At 71.2% G+C, this 16,883-nt stretch carries 18 protein-coding genes; 7 read left to right on the top strand and 11 right to left on the bottom strand.

Going from position 1 to position 16,883, the window contains the following annotated elements; genetic code table 11:
- Positions 1-76: 76 nt before the first annotated feature.
- Together ABZ471_RS33685 and ABZ471_RS33690 are read right to left on the bottom strand one after the other, a co-directional pair.
- Positions 77-727, bottom strand: a complete 651-nt coding sequence (locus ABZ471_RS33685) for a response regulator transcription factor (RefSeq protein ID WP_359071830.1) — start codon at positions 725-727, stop codon at positions 77-79.
- Entirely contained in the window at positions 724-1,896 is a 1,173-nt protein-coding gene (locus tag ABZ471_RS33690) for a histidine kinase (protein ID WP_359071831.1), read from the bottom strand. The genes ABZ471_RS33685 and ABZ471_RS33690 overlap by 4 nt, the downstream gene beginning before the upstream one ends.
- Before the next feature lie 151 nt (positions 1,897-2,047).
- Here ABZ471_RS33690 and ABZ471_RS33695 point away from each other — a divergent pair, with 151 nt between their 5' ends.
- Entirely contained in the window at positions 2,048-2,581 is a 534-nt protein-coding gene (locus tag ABZ471_RS33695; protein WP_359071833.1) for a hypothetical protein, read from the top strand.
- Here ABZ471_RS33695 and ABZ471_RS33700 read toward each other — a convergent pair.
- From ABZ471_RS33700 to ABZ471_RS33710, 3 genes are read right to left on the bottom strand one after another with little or no spacing between them, the layout of a single operon-like run.
- Positions 2,578-3,165 (bottom strand): cob(I)yrinic acid a,c-diamide adenosyltransferase, encoded by a 588-nt coding sequence (locus ABZ471_RS33700; RefSeq protein WP_359071835.1) that lies wholly within the window; start codon positions 3,163-3,165, stop codon positions 2,578-2,580. The genes ABZ471_RS33695 and ABZ471_RS33700 overlap by 4 nt on opposite strands.
- 13 nt (positions 3,166-3,178) lie before the next feature.
- Entirely contained in the window at positions 3,179-3,928 is a 750-nt protein-coding gene (locus ABZ471_RS33705; protein WP_359071836.1) for an ABC transporter permease, read from the bottom strand.
- A 10-nt stretch (positions 3,929-3,938) separates the two neighbouring features.
- The gene (locus tag ABZ471_RS33710) at positions 3,939-4,724 is read right to left on the bottom strand and encodes an ATP-binding cassette domain-containing protein (RefSeq protein WP_359071838.1); all 786 of its coding nucleotides are present in this window, start codon (positions 4,722-4,724) and stop codon (positions 3,939-3,941) included.
- 79 nt (positions 4,725-4,803) lie between these two features.
- Here ABZ471_RS33710 and ABZ471_RS33715 point away from each other — a divergent pair, with 79 nt between their 5' ends.
- From ABZ471_RS33715 to ABZ471_RS33730, 4 genes are all read left to right on the top strand, one after another.
- The gene (locus ABZ471_RS33715; protein ID WP_359071840.1) at positions 4,804-5,445 is read left to right on the top strand and encodes a helix-turn-helix domain-containing protein; all 642 of its coding nucleotides are present in this window, start codon (positions 4,804-4,806) and stop codon (positions 5,443-5,445) included.
- 122 nt (positions 5,446-5,567) lie between these two features.
- A complete protein-coding gene (locus ABZ471_RS33720; protein ID WP_359071841.1) occupies positions 5,568-6,416 on the top strand; it encodes a 3-hydroxyacyl-CoA dehydrogenase family protein in 849 nt (282 codons plus the stop codon).
- A gap of 169 nt (positions 6,417-6,585) precedes the next feature.
- Entirely contained in the window at positions 6,586-6,909 is a 324-nt protein-coding gene (locus tag ABZ471_RS33725; protein ID WP_359071843.1) for an STAS domain-containing protein, read from the top strand.
- A 300-nt stretch (positions 6,910-7,209) separates the two neighbouring features.
- Positions 7,210-9,648, top strand: coding sequence for an ATP-binding protein (locus ABZ471_RS33730; RefSeq protein ID WP_359071845.1), 2,439 nt, complete (start codon positions 7,210-7,212; stop codon positions 9,646-9,648).
- Between the two features lie 70 nt (positions 9,649-9,718).
- Here ABZ471_RS33730 and nucS read toward each other — a convergent pair whose 3' ends face one another.
- The gene (gene nucS / locus ABZ471_RS33735; protein WP_359071848.1) at positions 9,719-10,390 is read right to left on the bottom strand and encodes an endonuclease NucS; all 672 of its coding nucleotides are present in this window, start codon (positions 10,388-10,390) and stop codon (positions 9,719-9,721) included.
- 299 nt (positions 10,391-10,689) lie between these two features.
- On the opposite strand from nucS, the gene ABZ471_RS33740 reads away from it, so the two are divergent.
- The gene (locus tag ABZ471_RS33740) at positions 10,690-11,082 is read left to right on the top strand and encodes an SCO5389 family protein (protein WP_014675028.1); all 393 of its coding nucleotides are present in this window, start codon (positions 10,690-10,692) and stop codon (positions 11,080-11,082) included.
- Positions 11,083-11,197: 115 nt separating this feature from the next.
- On the opposite strand, the gene ABZ471_RS33745 is transcribed toward ABZ471_RS33740, so the two are convergent.
- Positions 11,198-12,226 (bottom strand): LLM class flavin-dependent oxidoreductase, encoded by a 1,029-nt coding sequence (locus tag ABZ471_RS33745; RefSeq protein ID WP_359071850.1) that lies wholly within the window; start codon positions 12,224-12,226, stop codon positions 11,198-11,200.
- 221 nt (positions 12,227-12,447) lie between these two features.
- Between ABZ471_RS33745 and ABZ471_RS33750 the strand changes: the two genes are divergently transcribed.
- Complete coding sequence (locus ABZ471_RS33750; RefSeq protein ID WP_359071853.1) at positions 12,448-12,780, top strand: ATP/GTP-binding protein; 333 nt, start codon at positions 12,448-12,450, stop codon at positions 12,778-12,780.
- A gap of 10 nt (positions 12,781-12,790) precedes the next feature.
- Here ABZ471_RS33750 and ABZ471_RS33755 read toward each other — a convergent pair whose 3' ends face one another.
- The 4 genes from ABZ471_RS33755 to ABZ471_RS33770 form a co-directional block, all read right to left on the bottom strand.
- A complete protein-coding gene (locus tag ABZ471_RS33755; protein ID WP_359071855.1) occupies positions 12,791-13,651 on the bottom strand; it encodes an ABC transporter permease in 861 nt (286 codons plus the stop codon).
- On the bottom strand, positions 13,648-14,892 hold the full coding sequence (locus ABZ471_RS33760) for an ABC transporter ATP-binding protein (protein WP_359071857.1): 1,245 nt from the start codon (positions 14,890-14,892) through the stop codon (positions 13,648-13,650). The genes ABZ471_RS33755 and ABZ471_RS33760 overlap by 4 nt, the downstream gene beginning before the upstream one ends.
- Positions 14,893-15,023: 131 nt before the next feature.
- Complete coding sequence (locus tag ABZ471_RS33765; RefSeq protein WP_359071859.1) at positions 15,024-15,797, bottom strand: ABC transporter permease; 774 nt, start codon at positions 15,795-15,797, stop codon at positions 15,024-15,026.
- A gap of 3 nt (positions 15,798-15,800) precedes the next feature.
- The gene (locus tag ABZ471_RS33770) at positions 15,801-16,754 is read right to left on the bottom strand and encodes an ATP-binding cassette domain-containing protein (protein WP_359071860.1); all 954 of its coding nucleotides are present in this window, start codon (positions 16,752-16,754) and stop codon (positions 15,801-15,803) included.
- Positions 16,755-16,883: the final 129 nt, after the last annotated feature.

Consider the following 16,883-nt stretch of genomic DNA (forward strand, 5'->3'; position numbering starts at 1 on the left):
CGCCCACGGTGCCGCGAGAATAGAAAGGTCTGGACCACAGGTCAATAGGTCTGGACCACTTGCCCCCCGGGCCCCGCTAGATCCCCAACTCCTGGGCCAGAACGGCCGCTTGTACGCGGCTGCGCAGCTCCAGCTTCGCCAGTAGTCGGCTGACGTGCGTCTTCACCGTGCCCTCCGCCATCTCCAGCCGCGCCGCGATCCCGGCATTGGACAGCCCCTCGCCGATGCACGACAGCACCTCGCGCTCACGCCGGGTCAGGCCGTCCAGCACGGCCGGGTCGGCCGTCGTCCCGCGCACCGGCTGCGCGGCGAACTCGGCGATCAGCCGCCGGGTGACGGCCGGAGCGACGATCCCCTCCCCACGGGCCACCGTCCGCACCGCCTGCAGCAGGTCCTTCGCCTCGGTGTTCTTCAGCAGGAACCCGGCCGCCCCCGCCCGCAGTGCCCCGAACACGTACTCGTCGAGGTCGAAGGTGGTGAGAACGAGGACGTCCGCGAGCTGCTCCGTCACGACCTGCCGGGTCGCCGACACCCCGTCCAGGCGCGGCATCTGGACGTCCATCAGGACCAGGTCGGGCCGCAGCTGACGGGCCAGCGCGACCGCCTGCTCGCCGTCCGCCGCCTCGCCGACCACGTCGATGTCGGGCGCGCTGCGCAGGATGAGGACGAGACCGGCGCGGACGGCGGACTGGTCCTCGGCGACCAGGACCCGGATCGCGGGGTTCATACGGGGTCTCCTTCGGTGAGCGGAAGAGCGGCACGGACGGCCCAGTGCCCGTCCTCGGGTCCGGCCTCGAATCCGCCGCCGAGCAGCGCCGCCCGTTCCCGCATCCCGGCCAGACCCGACCCCGAGCCGGGCGCGCGCGGGGTGTCGCCGGCCCGGTAGGGGCTGGTCACCCGCACGTGCAGGGTGTCGTTCTCCTGGCGCAGGCTGACGCGGACGTGCCCCCGCGCCGCGTGCTTCAGGGCGTTGGTCAGCGATTCCTGCACGATCCGGTAGGCGGCCAGCTCGACCGGCGCGGGCACGCTGTCGTGGCCGGCGTCGAGCGTGACATCCAGGCCGTTGGCGCAGGCGCCGTCCACCAGGGCGCCGAGGCCGTCGAGCGTGGGGGACGCGGCGGGCTCATGGTCGCCGGAGCTGTCCCGCAGGATCCCGATCAGCCGCCGCATCTCGGCCAGTCCCTCGACGCTGTTCTCCCGGATGACGGCCAGGGCGTCCTGGGAGGTCTTCGGGTCGTCGAGGGAGAGTGCGGCCGTGGAGTGGATGGCGATCGCGGACAGGTGGTTGGCGACCATGTCATGCAACTCCCGGGCGAACCGGGCCCGTTCGGCGGTGACCGCCTGGACGCGGTCCATCTCGGCCAGCAACGCGGTCTGTTCGGCGCGCAGCCGGGCGGCCTCGGCCGCGTTGCGGTGGTTGCGCACCACCCAGCCGGTGGAGGCGGGCGCGAACGCGACCACGCCGACACCCACACCGATCAGCAGGCCCTGCGGGTCGCGCCAGAGGGCGGCGGGTACGACCCCGCCGAGGACCGTCAGCATGCCGGTGATCCAGGGGATGCGGCGGGCGGCGGCGGGGCTGCCGTACAGGACGGCCGCGTACATCAGGTCGGTGTACAGCACGATCGTGACGACGCTGCCCAGGGTCACGGTGTCCAGGGGCAGCACGGCCGTGCCGATCAGCAGGCCGAGGCGGGGCCGGGTGCGGCGCAGCGGCTCGCAGGCGGCGGTCACCACGAGCGGCACCAGCGGAGCCCAGGGCGCGTGCCACAGCACGAGGCTGTCCGAGGCCACGCGCGGATGGATGCCCAGCGCCCACAGCAGCACCCCGCCGAGCAGCCCGCCCACGGCGATGCGCAGGTCGTCGCGGTGCGGGCGGGGCAGTGCGAGGGACATGACCCCATCCAACACGGCCCGCGGCGGCTCCGCGTGCTTCCCGGGAACGGTCCTGGACTGCAACTTTCGATTACGGCGACTTCGCCCGCGGCGACGATGAACCGCGCGCCGGCCGACGCGAGCCTGGACGGGGGAGCGAAGGGAGCGAACCGTGATCGTCGGGTTGATCGTCGCCTGTGAGGTGGCCTTCTGGGTGCTGCTGGCCGCCGGGCTGGCCTTCCGCTACCTGTGGCGCATGCCCCGCACGGGCCTCGCGCTGCTGCTGTGCGAGCCGCTGCTGGAGGTGGTGCTGTTCGTGGTCACCGCCATCGACCTCAGGAACGGCGCGGAGCCCGACTGGCGGCACGGCCTCGCCGCCGTCTACATCGGCTTCACCGTCGGGCTCGGCCACTCCACGATCAGGTGGGCCGACGCCCGGGTGGCGCACCGCTTCGCGGGCGGCCCACCCCCGGTCAGGCCCCCGAAGTACGGCACGGCCCGCGCCGTCCACGAGTGGAAGGTCGCGGCCCGCTGGATCCTGGCCGCACTCGTCGCGACGGTCCTGCTGCAGGGTGCGGTCTGGTACGTCGGGGGCGAGGGCCGGACCGGCTCGCTGCGGGCGTGGCAGGAACGCATGCTGTGGCTGATCGGCATCAATGTGATCATCGCCGCCAGCTACACACTGTTCCCCAAGCGGCAGCGCTAGCGTTCACCGCCCGGGACCCACAGCACGTCCCCGGTCTCCTTGTTTGCGGTCCTGGCGAGGATGAACAGCAGGTCCGAGAGGCGGTTGAGGTAGGTCGCGGTGAGCGGGTTCATGCTGCCGTCCTCTCCTTGGGCGCCGTGCACCTCCAGGGCCGCCCAGGTGGAGCGCTCGGCCCGGCGGACCACCGTGCACGCCTGGTGGAGCAGGGCAGCGCCGGGCGTGCCGCCGGGGAGGATGAAGGAGCGCAGCTTCTCCAACCGCTCGTTGAAGCGGTCGCAGTCCGCCTCCAGCCGGTCGATGTAGAACTGCTCGACCCTGAGCGGCGGGAACTCGGGGTTCTCCACGACCGGCGTCGACAGGTCCGCGCCCACGTCGAACAGGTCGTTCTGGACGCGGGTGAGGACCGTGACGATCTCCTCGTCCAGCCCGCCCAGCGCGATCGCGGTGCCGATCACCGCATTGGCCTCGTTGGCATCGGCGTACGCCGAGATCCTGAGGTCGGTCTTGGCGACCCGGCTCATGTCGCCGAGGGCGGTGGTGCCCTGGTCGCCGGTCCTGGTGTAGATGCGCGTCAGATTGACCATGTGGCCAGCGTAGTTACGCCCCGGCCGTACGGAACACGCGTGTGCCCACCGTCACGGCGAGTCCTGCGAAGCCGACCGCGACGAGCACGCCGTACAGCATGTGCGCGCTCGTGTACTGGCCGACGTACGCGTCGCGCACCGCGTCCACCAGATAGCGGAAAGGGACGAAGTGCGAGAGCACGTCCAGCCAGGTGGGCGCGAGGGTCATCGGGAGCATCAGGCCGGACAGCAGCATCGACGGCATCGACAGCGCGTTGATCAGCGGGCCGAACTCCTGCGGGGTGCGGACCCTCATCGCCACCGCGTAGGACAGCGAGGCCAGCGAGAGGGTGAGCAGGGCGACGAACGCGAAGCCGATGAGAATGCCCGGCAGGGGTGCGCGCAGGCCCATCACCACCGCCGCGAGCACCAGCAGCACCGCCTGGAGGACGAAGACCGTGGCGTCCCGCAGCACCCGGCCGAGGAGCAGTGCGAGGCGGCTGACCGGCGTCACCCGCATCCGCTCCACCACCCCCTGGGCGTTCTCCATGATGATCGTGAACCCCGCGAACAGCGCCCCGAAGAGGCCGAGTTGGAGCAGCAGCCCGGGCACCAGCACCTGCCAGGAGGTGCCCTCCTCGCCCAGCGGCAGGTCGGTGAGCAGGGGCCCGAAGAAGAGGAGATAGAGGAGCGGCGTCAGCACGCCGAAGAGCAGGGCGAAGCGGGAGCGCAGGGACTGGCGGAGATAGCGGCCGTAGACGAGGGCCGTGTCGTGAAGAAGCATGCGGGCGGTCCTAGACGGCTACAGGGGCGGCGTCCGCCGGGGCGGGGCCGCGGCCGGTGATGGCGAGGAAGGTGTCCTGGAGGGTGGCGTCGATCGAGCCGCCGTGCTCCAGCTTGAGCGCGCTCGGTGTGCCGTCGGCCACGACCACGCCCCGGTCGACGACCACGAGGCGGTCGGCGAGGGCGTCGGCCTCGTCCAGGTAGTGGGTGGTCAGGAAGACCGTGGTGCCGTACGCGTCGCGCAGCCGCCGGACCAGGTCCCACAGGTCGGCGCGGCTGCCGGGGTCCAGGCCGGTCGTCGGCTCGTCCAGGAACAGCACCCTCGGGCGATGGGTGAGCGCCATCGCGATGTCCAGGCGCCGCCGCTGGCCGCCGGAGAGCGCGGCCGTCTTCCGGTCGAGCAGCTCGGTGAGGTCCAGGTCCCGGGCGAGTTCCGCGGTGCGTGCGACCGCCTCGGCCTTCGGCAGGCGGTACATCCGGCCCTGGGTGACCAGTTCCTCCCGGACCGAGATCTGCGGGTCCACCCCGCCGGACTGGGCGACGTAGCCGGAGGCCCGGCGGACCCCGGCCGGGTCGGTCGCCAGGTCGTGCCCGGCGACGGTGGCCGCGCCGCCGGTGGGCCTGAGCAGGGTGGTGAGCATCCGCAGGGTGGTCGTCTTGCCCGCGCCGTTGGGGCCGAGGAAGCCGAGGATCTCGCCCTCGCGGACGGTGAGGTCGACGCCGCGCACGGCCTCGACGGGGCCGTGCTTGGTCTGGAAGGTGCGGGCCAGGCCGGCCGCGCTGATGACTGCTGCCATGCCCACAGAAAAACAGAGTCTCTGAAATTTTGCAACGACCCCAAGTTTTCAGTGGATCCAGCAAAGTTAGGATGCGGACATGGCTGAAGGGCTCAGGGAGCGGAAGAAGCGGCAGACCAGGCAGTACCTCTCGGATGTCGCCACCGGGCTGTTCCTGGAACGCGGCTTCGATGCCGTGACGATGGCGGAGATCGCCGAGGCGGCGAACGTCTCCGTCAACACCGTCTACAACTACTTCCCGGCCAAGGAGGACCTCTTCTTCGACCGCTCCGCGGGCATGGTCGACCGGCTCGGCCGCTGGGTGCGGGGCCGGGACGCGGGGGAGTCCGCCGCCTGCGCCGTCCTGCGTGAGCTGCGCGGGGAGGTCGAGGCCGTCTCGCCCCGGGTGGGGCTGATGGAGGGGTACGACCGCTTCATGCGCGTCATCCACGAGGCGCCGCCGCTGCGCTCCCGGCTGTGGAGCCTGCAGCAGGAGATCCACGACAACGTGGAGGCGGTCCTGCGCGAGGAGACCGGCGCCGCCGCCGACGATCCACTGCCGGACCTGATGGCCGGTCAGATCTGCTGGATCCACCAAGCCGTCTTCGTCGCCATCGGCCGGGAAATGCTCGCCGGGCGCAAACCGGTCGAAGTATCACGAGAAGTGCTCATCCTCCTCGGTGACATCGAGGACCTGTTGAGCGAAAAGGTCCTCAACTACGCCGTCCGTGGCCCGTCCTGACCCCTGCCGGTGTGATGTCCGTCAATTGAGACGTGACGCGCGTTACTTACCGGTCACACAGCGGCTCCGGAGCGCTATGGTCCGCCGAAGAGGCAGACGTCAACAGCGTTGAGGGAGTCGGAGTGGCAGGGAAGCTCGCCGTCATCGGGGCCGGTCTCATGGGATCCGGCATCGCCCAGGTCGCCGCACAGGCGGGCTGGGACGTCGTCCTGCGCGACGTCACCGACGAGGCACTGAAGCGCGGCACCGACGGCATCAAGGCCTCGTACGACAAGTTCGTCGGCAAGGGCAAGCTGGAGGCGCACGCCGCCGACGCCGCCCTCGGCCGCATCACCGCGACCACCGACCTGGACGCCGCCGCCGACGCCGACATCGTCGTGGAGGCCGTCTTCGAGAAGCTGGAGGTCAAGCACGAGATCTTCCGCGCGCTCGACAAGATCGTGCGCGAGGACACCGTGCTCGCCTCCAACACCTCCGCCATCCCGATCACCAAGATCGCGGCGGCCACCGCGCACCCCGAGCGGGTCGTCGGTGTGCACTTCTTCTCCCCGGTGCCGATGATGCAGCTCGTCGAACTCGTCCGCGGCTACAAGACCAGCGACGAAGCCCTCGCCACCGCACGGGAGTTCGCCGAGTCCGTCGGCAAGACCTGCATCGTCGTCAACCGTGACGTGGCCGGCTTCGTCACGACCCGGCTCATCTCGGCCCTGGTGGTCGAGGCGACCAAGCTGTACGAGTCCGGCGTCGCCACGGCCGAGGACATCGACCTCGCCTGCAAGCTGGGCTTCGGCCACGCCATGGGCCCGCTGGCCACCGCGGACCTGACCGGCGTGGACATCCTGCTGCACGCCACCAGCAACATCTACACCGAGTCCCAGGACGAGAAGTTCGCCCCGCCGGAGCTGATGCGCCGGATGGTGGACGCCGGTGACATCGGACGCAAGAGCGGGCAGGGCTTCTACAAGTACTGACCCGTACACGACCGGACGCACTCCCGAGGGCATCACTCCCGGGGGTGAATTCGGTATCGGTTCGCTTACAAACAGCAACCGGTCTGCCGCCCAGGCAGTCAGACGTTGCACAGCACCAGTACCAGCACCGTCACGGAGTACGCCAGACCGCACTCAACGGGGAGCGCATATGTACATCAGGGGCGACCACGCCGAGCTGGTCGTCGGGGGCCGCCTCGACGTCCGCAGCGCGGCGGACGCCCGTACGGCCCTGCACTCGGCCGTCGACCACGGAGTCGGCGACCTGGTGCTCGACCTGTCCGAACTGGACTCCTGGGACGCCACCGGCCTCGGGGTGATCATGGGTGCCCACCGGCGGGCCGGCCGCTGCGGTCGCCGTCTGGTACTGCGCGGTGTCCCGCCGCAGATGCAGCGCCTGCTGGTGGCCACCCGACTGCACCGCATCCTCGCCATCGAGGGCGGCATCGGGGTGGAGTCGCTGCCCCGGGTGTGATGCGCCCAGGCAGTGACCCGCACCGGGCGCAACGCCCGGATCGGGTGTGAACCGGGCGACGGGGGAGACTCGGACGCAGCCGCCGAACGGCACGTCGAGGGCAATCCTCACCGGACTGTGATGTCTCGGACCGCACGGCACCCCGCTCTGTCGTAGATACTGTGCGAAGGTTTAGGGTTCGGTCGCCCGCTGCCTCGCAACCCTCGAGCGGGCCCGGACCAGAAGCGACAGCGCAGTGTGCAGCAGGCCGGGAGGGGCCGGCATTTCTGGGCACACGACGCTTTTGGGGGGCTTGAACCCATGGACCCGATCACTCCGGGACCCGAGGAGCACGGCCAGGCTCCGAGCCGCCGACCGCCCCGGGAATCCCTCACCTCCGACTTCGGCCAGAGTGCGCCCGGGCTCGCCCGTACGGCGCAGCTCGTCTCCGGCGACTTCCTGCTGACCGTCAATCCCGTCGACGGCAGCGAGATAGAGCCCTGCCCGCCCGGAGAACGGCCGGACCGGCCCCGCAAGCGCACCGCCGCCGAGCGCGCCGAGACCGAGAGCGCCGCACGGCCGCCCGTACCGCCGGGCCCGGCGCAGCCCACGCCCGTGCTCCTCGAACGCCAGGACGAACGCGAACGCCTGGTCCGCCTCATCGCCCGCGGCCGCTCCGTGCGCCTCACCGGCCCCGGCGGCTCCGGCCGTACCGCCCTGCTCGACCTGGTCGCCGAGGACTGCGCCGACCTCGCCCCCGACGGCGTGGTCCGGCTCACCGGCTTCCACCGCACGGCCACCGACCTCCTGTACGACCTCTTCCGCGCCGTACACGACTCCCCCCGGTACCGGCCCGACCCGGAGCAACTGCTCGAACTGGTCCGAGAGATCGGCGCGGTCGTCGTCGTGGACGACCTGGCGTTCGGCGGCGCCGCCCTCGACGAGCTGCTCGCGGCCACCCCCGAGTGCGCCTTCCTGCTCGGCGCCACCCCGGACGTCCCCGCCCCTGCCGCCGACTCCGAGGTCGAGGAGGTCTTCCTCACCGGCCTGGACCGCGCGGCCGGCGTGGAGATCCTGGAGCTGGCCGTCGGCCGTGTCCTCACCGAGGAGGAGGCCAACTGGGCCGGCGACCTGTGGTTCGAGTCCGAGGGCCTGCCCCTGCGCTTCGTCCAGGCCGGTGCCCTGCTCCGGCAGCGCGACCAGCTGCGCGCCAGCACCGGCGCGGTGGACGAGTACGGCGTCTTCGAGGACGTACGCCACCCCGCCGAGGCACCCCTGGACGCGGCGGAGGCGGAGGACGTCCCGCTGCCCTCCCTCGGCGAGGCCGCCGCGCCCGCCCCGCTGCTCGCCTCCCGGCTCAGCGCCTCCGCCCGGGCCACCCTTCGCCTCGCCGTCGCCCTCGGCGGTGAGGTGCCGCACCAGGCGCACCTGCCCGCGCTGGTCGGCGACACCCACGCGGACGCGGCCCTCGGCGAACTCGCGAGCTGCGGCCTGGTCTCCCCGGTCGGCTCCCGCTACCGCCTCGCGGCCGGTGTGCAGACCCAGCTGGAGGCCGCCGGGTACGCCGCCGACACCCCGGCCCAGGCCCTGACCGCCGCCGAGCACTACGCCTGGTGGGCCGGGCACCCCTCGGTCACCCCCGAGCGGGTGTGCGCCGAGGCCGACGCGGTCCTCGCCGCGCTCGCGGTGGTGGTGCCCGCCACGGTGCCTCCCGTCGAAGGCGAGGAGAGCGTCACCGTACGACTTGCCCGCACGGCCGCGCCCGCCTTCGCGGCCGGGCTGCACTGGAGTGCCTGGGAACGCTCGCTGCGCTCCGGCGCGGAGGCCTCCCGGCTGGCCGGCGAGATCTCCGAACAGGTCTACTTCCACCACGAGTTGGGCATTCTCGCGCTCTGCGGCGGACAGTTCGACCGGGCCCGCGCCGAGCTGGAGGCCTCCGGCGGTCTGCGTGGAACCCTCGCCGACAAGCGGGGCGCCGTGGCCGGACGCCGCGCCCTGGCGCTGGTCGCCGACCGCTCGGGCGAGCTGCCCGGGGCGGCGGCGATGGCGGGCGAGGAGGTGCCGGACGCACGCCACGAGGAGTCCGCCTCGCCGCCCGGCGGTCTGCCCGCCGCCTACCCGCCCTACGGCCCCTCCGCCGAGGCCCTGGTCACCCATCAGCCGCCGGCCGCCAAGCCCGCGGGAGGCATCCGCCGCCTGGCCCGCCGCAACCTGGTGGCGATCGGCTCCGGGACCCTGCTCGCCGCCGTGCTCGGCACGGTCGTCACCCTCGGCATGACGTCCCACGAGAACGCGGACCGGAACCCGGCCGGCAACGTCGACGTCAACCCGTCCGCGAGCCAGGGCCTGGACGACGGCAGCCTGGGCGCGGACCCGAAGCAGGACGACGGCCCGAGCGGCTCGACCAGCACGCCCTCCAGCACCCCGACCGACCCCGGCCCCGACGGCACCTCGGACGACCCGGCACCGCCGACGACGGCGCCTTCGACGAGCCCGACCGGCACGAAGCCCACGGGCGGCGGGAGTACGTCTCCCTCCCCGTCCAAGCCGCACACGACGCGGCCGGGCACCCCGACGCCGACGAGGACGACCCCTTCGGGCACCCCGTCCTCCTCGCCCTCCTCCTCGCCCTCGCCCTCACCGTCGACGACACCGACGACCAGCGCCCCGTCGACCACCGACACGGCAAGCGGCCCGGCGGCGTCCAGCAGCTCGGCGGGCGCACCGCAGGACAGCAACGGCCCGGGTTCCGTGATCTGAGGTCTCCCGTGCACGGCAAGAGGGCCGGTCCGTAACGGACCGGCCCTCTTGCGCGTACCGGAAGAACCGTTCAGAACAACCGCAGCTTGTCGTCCTCGATGCCCCTGAGGGCGTCGTAGTCGAGGACCTGGCAGCCGATGCCCCGGTCGGTCGCGAGGACGCGGGCCTGGGGCTTGATCTCCTGGGCGGCGAAGACGCCGCGGACCGGGGCGAGATGCGGGTCGCGGTTCAACAGCTCCAGGTAGCGCGTGAGTTGCTCCACGCCGTCGATCTCACCGCGGCGCTTGATCTCCACCGCGACCGTCTGCCCGTCCGCGTCCCGGCACAGGATGTCCACCGGGCCGATCGCGGTCATGTACTCGCGGCGGATGAGGCTGTAGCCCTCGCCCAGCGTCTCGATGCGGTCGGCGAGCAGCTCCTGCAGGTGCGCCTCCACGCCGTCCTTGATCAGACCGGGATCCACGCCGAGTTCGTGCGAGGAATCGTGGAGGATCTCCTCCATCGTGATGATCAGTTTCTCGCCCGCTTTGTTGATCACGGTCCAGACCCCCTCGTCCTCGCCCGTGCCCTCCTTCAACGTGCAGGGCGGCGACATCCAGTTGAGGGGCTTGTAGGCCCGGTCGTCCGCGTGGATGGAGACGCTGCCGTCCGCCTTGACCAGGATCAGGCGGGGCGCCGAGGGCAGGTGGGCGGTGAGCCGGCCGGCGTAGTCGACCGAGCACCGGGCAATGACGAGACGCATGGTCGGCAACGCTACTCGACACACACCGGTGGACGCGATTCGCCCTCAGTTCTCCCCTTCCCACCGGTCACAGGGGTCCGCTGGGGCATCCCTTTCATCCCTGGAAACTCTTGTTCATCCCTGGCCGATTGTGTGCCTAAAGGGACCGTCCCATATACGCATTCTGCTGGTGCCGTCACCGTCGGTTGCCTACCGTAGTGAACGGGAGGTCGCGAACTGTGTACTGAGCGTGTTCGATATCGCGAACTCCCTTATCTGTCCGGCAACCCCTGCTCGTCGGGGGTGCGAGAGGAGAACCCATGTCGCTCGACGTCTCACCGGCCCTACTCGAACAGGCCGAGCGAGGCGAGGTCGACGAAGCAGCATTCGTCGACTGCGTCCGGACCTCCCTGCCCTATGCATGGGAGATGATCAGCTCTCTGGTGGCCCAGCTGAAGGTGGACGGCGGACCCTTCGCCGACAACCAGACGCCCCCGCCGGACGAGCAGGCACGCGGTCAGCTGCTGCGCGCGCTCGCGAGTGACGCCATCCGCGGCGCGCTGCAGCGGCACTTCGGGGTGCGGCTGGCCTTCCAGAACTGCCACCGGGTGGCGGTGTTCCCCCTGGACGCCTCGGTGGACGAGACGTTGGCCCGCTTCACCTCGGTGCGCAATCAGTTGCTGAACCAGTCGCCGGAGCTCCGGGACTGCTGACGGGGCAGTTCCCGGGCTGCCGACGCAGTGAGCCGCTTGCTTGCCGCTCCACTCGCGGGAGGTGCATTCGTACTGGGGCGGCAAGCCCCCCTGGCGCAGGGGAGTCGACGTCCGGTCAGCGCAGCTGGGGGAGTACCTCGCTGCCCAGCCGCCGTAGGTTCTCCTCCGTCGCCGCGAGGTCGCCCGAGCCCTCGACCAGGAGGGCGAACCGGGAGATGCCGGTGCGCTCCGAGGTGGCCGCGAGCCGGTCGGCGGCGAGCCGCGGGGTGCCCACCGGATGCAGCCCGCAGAGCAGTTCGGTGTAGGCGAGCGGGTCGCGCATCGAGCGCGTCCGGCCGTCGACCGTCACATGGGCCTCAAGGCCCTGTTTGAGCCAGCCCGGCATCGCCTTCAGCAGCGTCTCCGCCGCGTCCGTGCGCCGGTCCGCGATCTGGCAGACGCCGGCCGAGACGTGGGCCGCGTCCGCGATCTCCTCGGCCGGCCGGCCCGCGGCACGGGCGAACTGCCGCCACAGCGCGACCATCTCGGCCTTCTCCTCGTCCCCGACGTGCATCCCGAGCAGCATCGGCAGCCCGCGCTCGGCGGCCAGCCGCACGCTCCCCGGCGAGGTGCAGGCGACGACGACCTCGGGTCCGGGCGTCTCCGTCAGCGCCTCCGACGGGCGGGGGACGACGGGCACCTCACGGAAGGAGAACCGTTCACCCGCAGCCGCCACCGACGGTTCGCGCAGCCAGCGCACCAGCAGATCGAGTGATTCCGGGAACCCGTGCTCGTACGCCGCGAGGCCCGTGCCGAACACCTCCAGGTCCACCCACGGTCCGCCGCGCCCCACGCCCAGCGTGAACCGGCCGCCGCTCGTCAGGTGCAGCAGCGCGGCCTGTTCGCCGAGGGCGACCGGGTGCGCCGTGGGCAGTACGCTGACCGCTGTGCCGACCCGGATACGCTCGGTGCGGCCGAGCAGTAAGGCGGCCAGGGTGACCGCGGACGGACACGTGCCGTACGGCACGAAGTGGTGCTCGGCGAGCCACACCGCGTCCAGCCCGGCCTCCTCGGAGACCTCCGCCGAGCGGACCGCTCGGTGCAGGGCTTCCCCAGGGCCCTGACCCGGGAACTGGGCCGCCAGCACAAAACTTCCTACGCGCATCGCATTTCCTGCTTCCTTGGCTCCGACCGGAGCTCCCCCACCCGGCATAACCGTCTGACACGTGCCGAGGACACGGCCTGGCGGGGAGATTTGCGGATTGTCTGCAGAATGGGCCGCCCTGGAGGGGGACTTGTGCGGGTTGGTGCGCTACGCGTACCCCCGTTCAGGCCGCGTAGGCTGGATGCAGCCCGTGCTTCCTGTATAGACCCGAGAGGTGTCCCGTGTCCCCGCGTCGCAATCGACCGAAGACCGACGGATCGTCCGGCGGGAGCGCCGAGGACGACCGCACCGGCCGGTACGGCGGCTGGCAGTCCACGGAGAGCTGGCAGGGCGAGGAGTGGAGCGTGCGCCATGTCGCCGGGACGAGCGCGCAGGGCAAGACCTACCGCTGCCCCGGCTGCGACCAGCTCATCCCCTCCGGTGTCCCGCACGTGGTGGCCTGGCCCGAGCACGCGGGCGTCGACGACCGCCGCCACTGGCACAAGGCGTGCTGGAACGCGAAGGACCGCCGCACCATCAGGGTGCAGCGGTCCCGCAACGCGCCGAAGTTCTGAGTCGTCCCGGTCAGACGTCCCGGCTCTGCAGCAGCGCGTAGGCGCCGGCGTACGCGGCCGCCGTCACGACCAGGATGATCCACAGCGGATCCCAGCCCGTCGGCCCGGACTCGCTCAGGGTGTTGTTGTAGAAGACGCCCATCTGGCTCGGGATCGAGTACTCGAGCAGCGCCTTCTGCACCTTCTCCAGCGACGACGCGTTCATGAACAGCGCGATCACCAGCGGGGCGAGCACCGCGCCGATCATGATCGTGATGGCGCCCGCCGAGTGCCGGATGATCGAGCCGACGAGCAGCGAGAGCAGCCCGAGCAGAGCGATGTAGAGGCTGATGCCGACCGTGGCCTTCAGCCACTCACTGCCGGACGGGCTGCTTGCGCCGTGGCCCTCCAGCATGGACGCGTGCATCATCGCCACGAGCGACACGGTGGCCAGCGTCACCACGAACGCGATGACGAAGAACACGATCGACTTGGCGGCCAGCACCCGGCCCCGGCTGGGGCACGCGGTCATCGTGGTACGGATCATGCCCGTGCCGTACTCGGACGCCGTGGTCAGCACGCCGAGCGTGATGATGCACATCATGCCGATCAGCAGGCCGAAGAAGCCGAGGGTCAGCGGGCTCTCACCGGACAGGTCGGAGCTGGAGCCCTGGACCGCGACACCGGCCAGCAGGCCGATGCCGAGCACGAGCAGGACGAACACGCCGAGCGTCCACATCGTGGAACGCACCGACTTGATCTTCGTCCACTCGGAGGCCAGCGCGTGTCCGAGGTGGGTGCGCACGACCGGGATCGGCGAGTTGTAGCCGGGGTACGCCATGCCGGGCGCGGCGGCAGGTGCCTGCGGCATCGGGGGCTGGTGGGTGCTCATCGGGCGTCCTCGGGCTGGGTTGTGTCGGCGGTGGGGGCCGGGGGAGCGGCCACCGGAGGCTGCCCCTGCGGGGCCTGCGGGGCCTGCGGGGCCGGTGCGGCCGGAGCGGCGTACGGGTTGGCTCCCGTGCCCGGAGTGGCGTACCCGCCCGCGGGCGCACCGCCGTACGGACCCGAGGGGGGCGGCGTCGTCGTCATCGCGAAGGGCTGGCCGCCCTGCTGGGGCGGCGGCGGGGCGTACCAGCCCGGCTGGCCCTGGCCGGGGACCGGCACGGGCGGCTGGGCGCCGGGCGGCAGGGGCTGCTGCAGGCCGGCCTTCTGGTCGATGGTCGAGCGGTAGTCGACGGCGCCCTGCGTCATCCGCATGTACGCCTCCTCCAGCGAGGCCTGGTGCGGCGACAGCTCCCACAGCCGTACGTCCGCCTCGTGCGCGAGGTCGCTGATGCGGGGCAGCGGCAGCCCGGTCACGCGCAGCGCGCCGTCCTGCTCCGGCAGCACATGGCCGCCCGCCTCGGTGAGCGCGGAGGACAGCTTCTCGCGCAGCTGGGGCTCGGAGTCGGGCGTGCGGACGCGAGCGAAGTCGGCGGAGTTGGCCGAAATGAAGTCGGTCACGCTCATGTCGGCGAGCAGCTGTCCGCGCCCGATCACGATGAGGTGGTCGGCGGTCAGCGCCATCTCGCTCATCAGGTGCGAGGAGACGAAGACCGTACGGCCCTCGGCGGCGAGCGCCTTCATCAGGTTGCGCACCCAGAGGATGCCCTCGGGGTCGAGGCCGTTGACCGGCTCGTCGAAGAGCAGCACCTGGGGGTCGCCGAGCAGCGCGGCGGCGATGCCGAGCCGCTGGCCCATGCCGAGCGAGAAGCCCTTCGAGCGCTTCCTCGCCACCTCCTGGAGGCCGACGACCCCGAGCACCTCGTCCACCCGCCGGGCCGGGATGCCCGACAGCTGGGCGAGGCTCAGCAGGTGGTTGCGGGCGGCCCGGCCGCCGTGCACCGCCTTGGCGTCGAGCAGCGCGCCGACCTGGCGGGGGGCATTGGGCAGCTTGCGGTACGGGTAGCCGCCGATGGTGACCGCGCCGGACGTCGGGTTGTCCAGCCCGAGGATCATCCGCATGGTTGTCGACTTGCCCGAGCCGTTGGGCCCGAGGAAGCCGGTCACGGCTCCCGGTCGCACCTGGAAGGAAAGGTTGTACACGGCGGTCTTGTCGCCGTAGCGCTTGGTAAGGCCTACAGCCTCGATCATGCTCCGCACCCATCGAAAGGTTCAGGACAGCGGGGCACACGCCCCCGTAAGGGTTAGGAGGATATCCGGGCGTTGACGGTTCCGCCCAAAAGAAAGTAAAGCCAGAGCATCACGGATCGTGGGAGCAGGGGCTACTGGGCGTCCCGGCGCTTGAGCAGCACGAAACCGCCCATGACCGCCGCGACCACCCACAACACCATGATCCCGAGCCCGCCCCAGGGGCCGTACGGTGTGTCGTCGCCGACTCTCGGCACCACCTGCATGATCCGGCTGCCGGCCTGGTCGGGCAGGAAGCGACCGACCTTCTTGGTGGCGTCGACGTTGCCGAGGATGTTGGAGATCAGGAAGAAGAACGGCATCAGGATGCCGAGCGAGAGCATCGGCGAGCGCAGCATCGTGGCGACGCCCATGGAGAACATCGCGATGAGGGCCATGTAGAGCCCGCCGCCGATCACCGCGCGCAGCACTCCGGGGTCGTCGATCCGGGTACCGAGGGAGCCGAGCATCGCCTGTCCGAGGAAGAAGGCGGCGAAACTGGTGACCATCCCGACGGCCAGGGCGAGCGCGGTGGCCACGGCGATCTTGCTGAACAGGAAGGTGCCGCGCTGCGGAACGGCGGCCAGGGAGACGCGGATCATGCCCGTGCTGTACTCGTTGGAGACGACCAGCACCCCGAACACGATCATGGCGAGCTGGCCGAGGGTCATGCCTGCGAAGCTGACGACCGTGGGGTCGAAGGAGAGCCGCTCGCTCAGCGGCATGTTCTCGTACTGACTCCTCGACAGCGCGGAGATGAGCACCCCGAGGGCGAGCGTGACCACCACGGCCAGCGACAGTGTCCACACCGTGGACGCAACGGACCGGATTTTGGTCCACTCGGACCGGATCACCTGGACGGCCGCCATCGCTCAGGCCCCCTTCCAGCCGGCGCCCCAGTCCTGCGGGACGGGAGCGGGTCCGGCGTGTGCGTGGTACTCCACCGACTCCGCCGTCAGCTGCATGAACGCCTCCTCCAATGAGGCCTGCTGCGGGCTCAGCTCGTGCAGCACGATCCCGTGCCGCGCCGCCAGCTCCCCGATCCGCTCGGCCTTGCCGCCCTCCACCTCCAGCACACCGCCGCCCGCCTGCACGACGGTGATGCCGTCCTCGTGCAGCACGTCCATGAGCCGCTCGCGCTGGGGAGAACGGAGCCGGACGTAACTGCGCGCATTCTGCCGGATGAAGTCCGCCATGGAGGTGTCGGCGAGCAGCCGGCCCTGCCCGATGACCACCAGATGGTCGGCGGTCAGCGCCATCTCGCTCATCAGATGACTTGACACGAACACGGTCCGCCCCTGCGCGGCCAGCGACTTCATCAGGTTCCGGATCCAGTGGATGCCCTCGGGGTCGAGCCCGTTGACCGGCTCGTCGAACATCAGGATCCGCGGATCACCGAGCAGCGCGGCCGCGATCCCGAGCCGCTGGCCCATGCCGTACGAGAACCCCTTGGCCTTCTTCCGGGCCACGGCGGTGAGCCCCACGGTGTCGAGCACCTCGTCCACCCGGTGTCCGGCGATCCCGTTGCTCTGCGCGAGGCACAGCAGATGGTTGTAGGCGCTCCGCCCGCCGTGCACGGCCTTCGCGTCGAGCAGGGCTCCGACGTACGTCAGCGGGTCCTTCAGCTGGTCGTAGTGCCGGCCGTCGATCCGGACGTCCCCGGCGGTGGGCCGGTCGAGACCGAGGATCATCCGCATGGTGGTGGACTTCCCGGCGCCGTTGGGCCCGAGAAAGCCCGTGACGATGCCCGGCCGCACGGCGAAGGTGAGGTGGTCGACCGCGAGTTTTTCGCCGTACCGCTTGCTCAGCCCCTCCAGCTCGATCATGCGGTCACGCTAAGACGGGCGGAGGCCCCCTGCCCCGTCCAGTGGGCGGAGCGCGCCACGACGCGGCTTCCCGCGTCTTCTTCCGCCTCCAGAACCCTGCAGAACACACAGTCCTCGCCGCACGCATGC

The sequence above is a fragment of the Streptomyces sp. NPDC005728 genome (genome assembly GCF_040630895.1).
In the GTDB taxonomy this organism is placed as follows: domain Bacteria; phylum Actinomycetota; class Actinomycetes; order Streptomycetales; family Streptomycetaceae; genus Streptomyces.

Bases quoted from the DNA above. Each gene is read 5' to 3' on its own strand.
- ABZ471_RS33770 (WP_359071860.1), bottom strand. From the start codon at position 16,754: ATGATCGAGCTGGAGGGGCTGAGCAAGCGGTACGGCGAAAAACTCGCG.
- ABZ471_RS33700 (WP_359071835.1), bottom strand. From the start codon at position 3,165: ATGGTCAATCTGACGCGCATCTACACCAGGACCGGCGACCAGGGCACC.
- ABZ471_RS33690 (WP_359071831.1), bottom strand. From the start codon at position 1,896: ATGTCCCTCGCACTGCCCCGCCCGCACCGCGACGACCTGCGCATCGCC.
- ABZ471_RS33765 (WP_359071859.1), bottom strand. From the start codon at position 15,797: ATGGCGGCCGTCCAGGTGATCCGGTCCGAGTGGACCAAAATCCGGTCC.
- ABZ471_RS33760 (WP_359071857.1), bottom strand. From the start codon at position 14,892: ATGATCGAGGCTGTAGGCCTTACCAAGCGCTACGGCGACAAGACCGCC.
- ABZ471_RS33755 (WP_359071855.1), bottom strand. From the start codon at position 13,651: ATGAGCACCCACCAGCCCCCGATGCCGCAGGCACCTGCCGCCGCGCCC.
- ABZ471_RS33715 (WP_359071840.1), top strand. From the start codon at position 4,804: ATGGCTGAAGGGCTCAGGGAGCGGAAGAAGCGGCAGACCAGGCAGTAC.
- ABZ471_RS33725 (WP_359071843.1), top strand. From the start codon at position 6,586: ATGTACATCAGGGGCGACCACGCCGAGCTGGTCGTCGGGGGCCGCCTC.
- nucS (WP_359071848.1), bottom strand. From the start codon at position 10,390: ATGCGTCTCGTCATTGCCCGGTGCTCGGTCGACTACGCCGGCCGGCTC.
- ABZ471_RS33685 (WP_359071830.1), bottom strand. From the start codon at position 727: ATGAACCCCGCGATCCGGGTCCTGGTCGCCGAGGACCAGTCCGCCGTC.
- ABZ471_RS33740 (WP_014675028.1), top strand. From the start codon at position 10,690: ATGTCGCTCGACGTCTCACCGGCCCTACTCGAACAGGCCGAGCGAGGC.
- ABZ471_RS33705 (WP_359071836.1), bottom strand. From the start codon at position 3,928: ATGCTTCTTCACGACACGGCCCTCGTCTACGGCCGCTATCTCCGCCAG.
- ABZ471_RS33710 (WP_359071838.1), bottom strand. From the start codon at position 4,724: ATGGCAGCAGTCATCAGCGCGGCCGGCCTGGCCCGCACCTTCCAGACC.
- ABZ471_RS33730 (WP_359071845.1), top strand. From the start codon at position 7,210: ATGGACCCGATCACTCCGGGACCCGAGGAGCACGGCCAGGCTCCGAGC.
- ABZ471_RS33745 (WP_359071850.1), bottom strand. From the start codon at position 12,226: ATGCGCGTAGGAAGTTTTGTGCTGGCGGCCCAGTTCCCGGGTCAGGGC.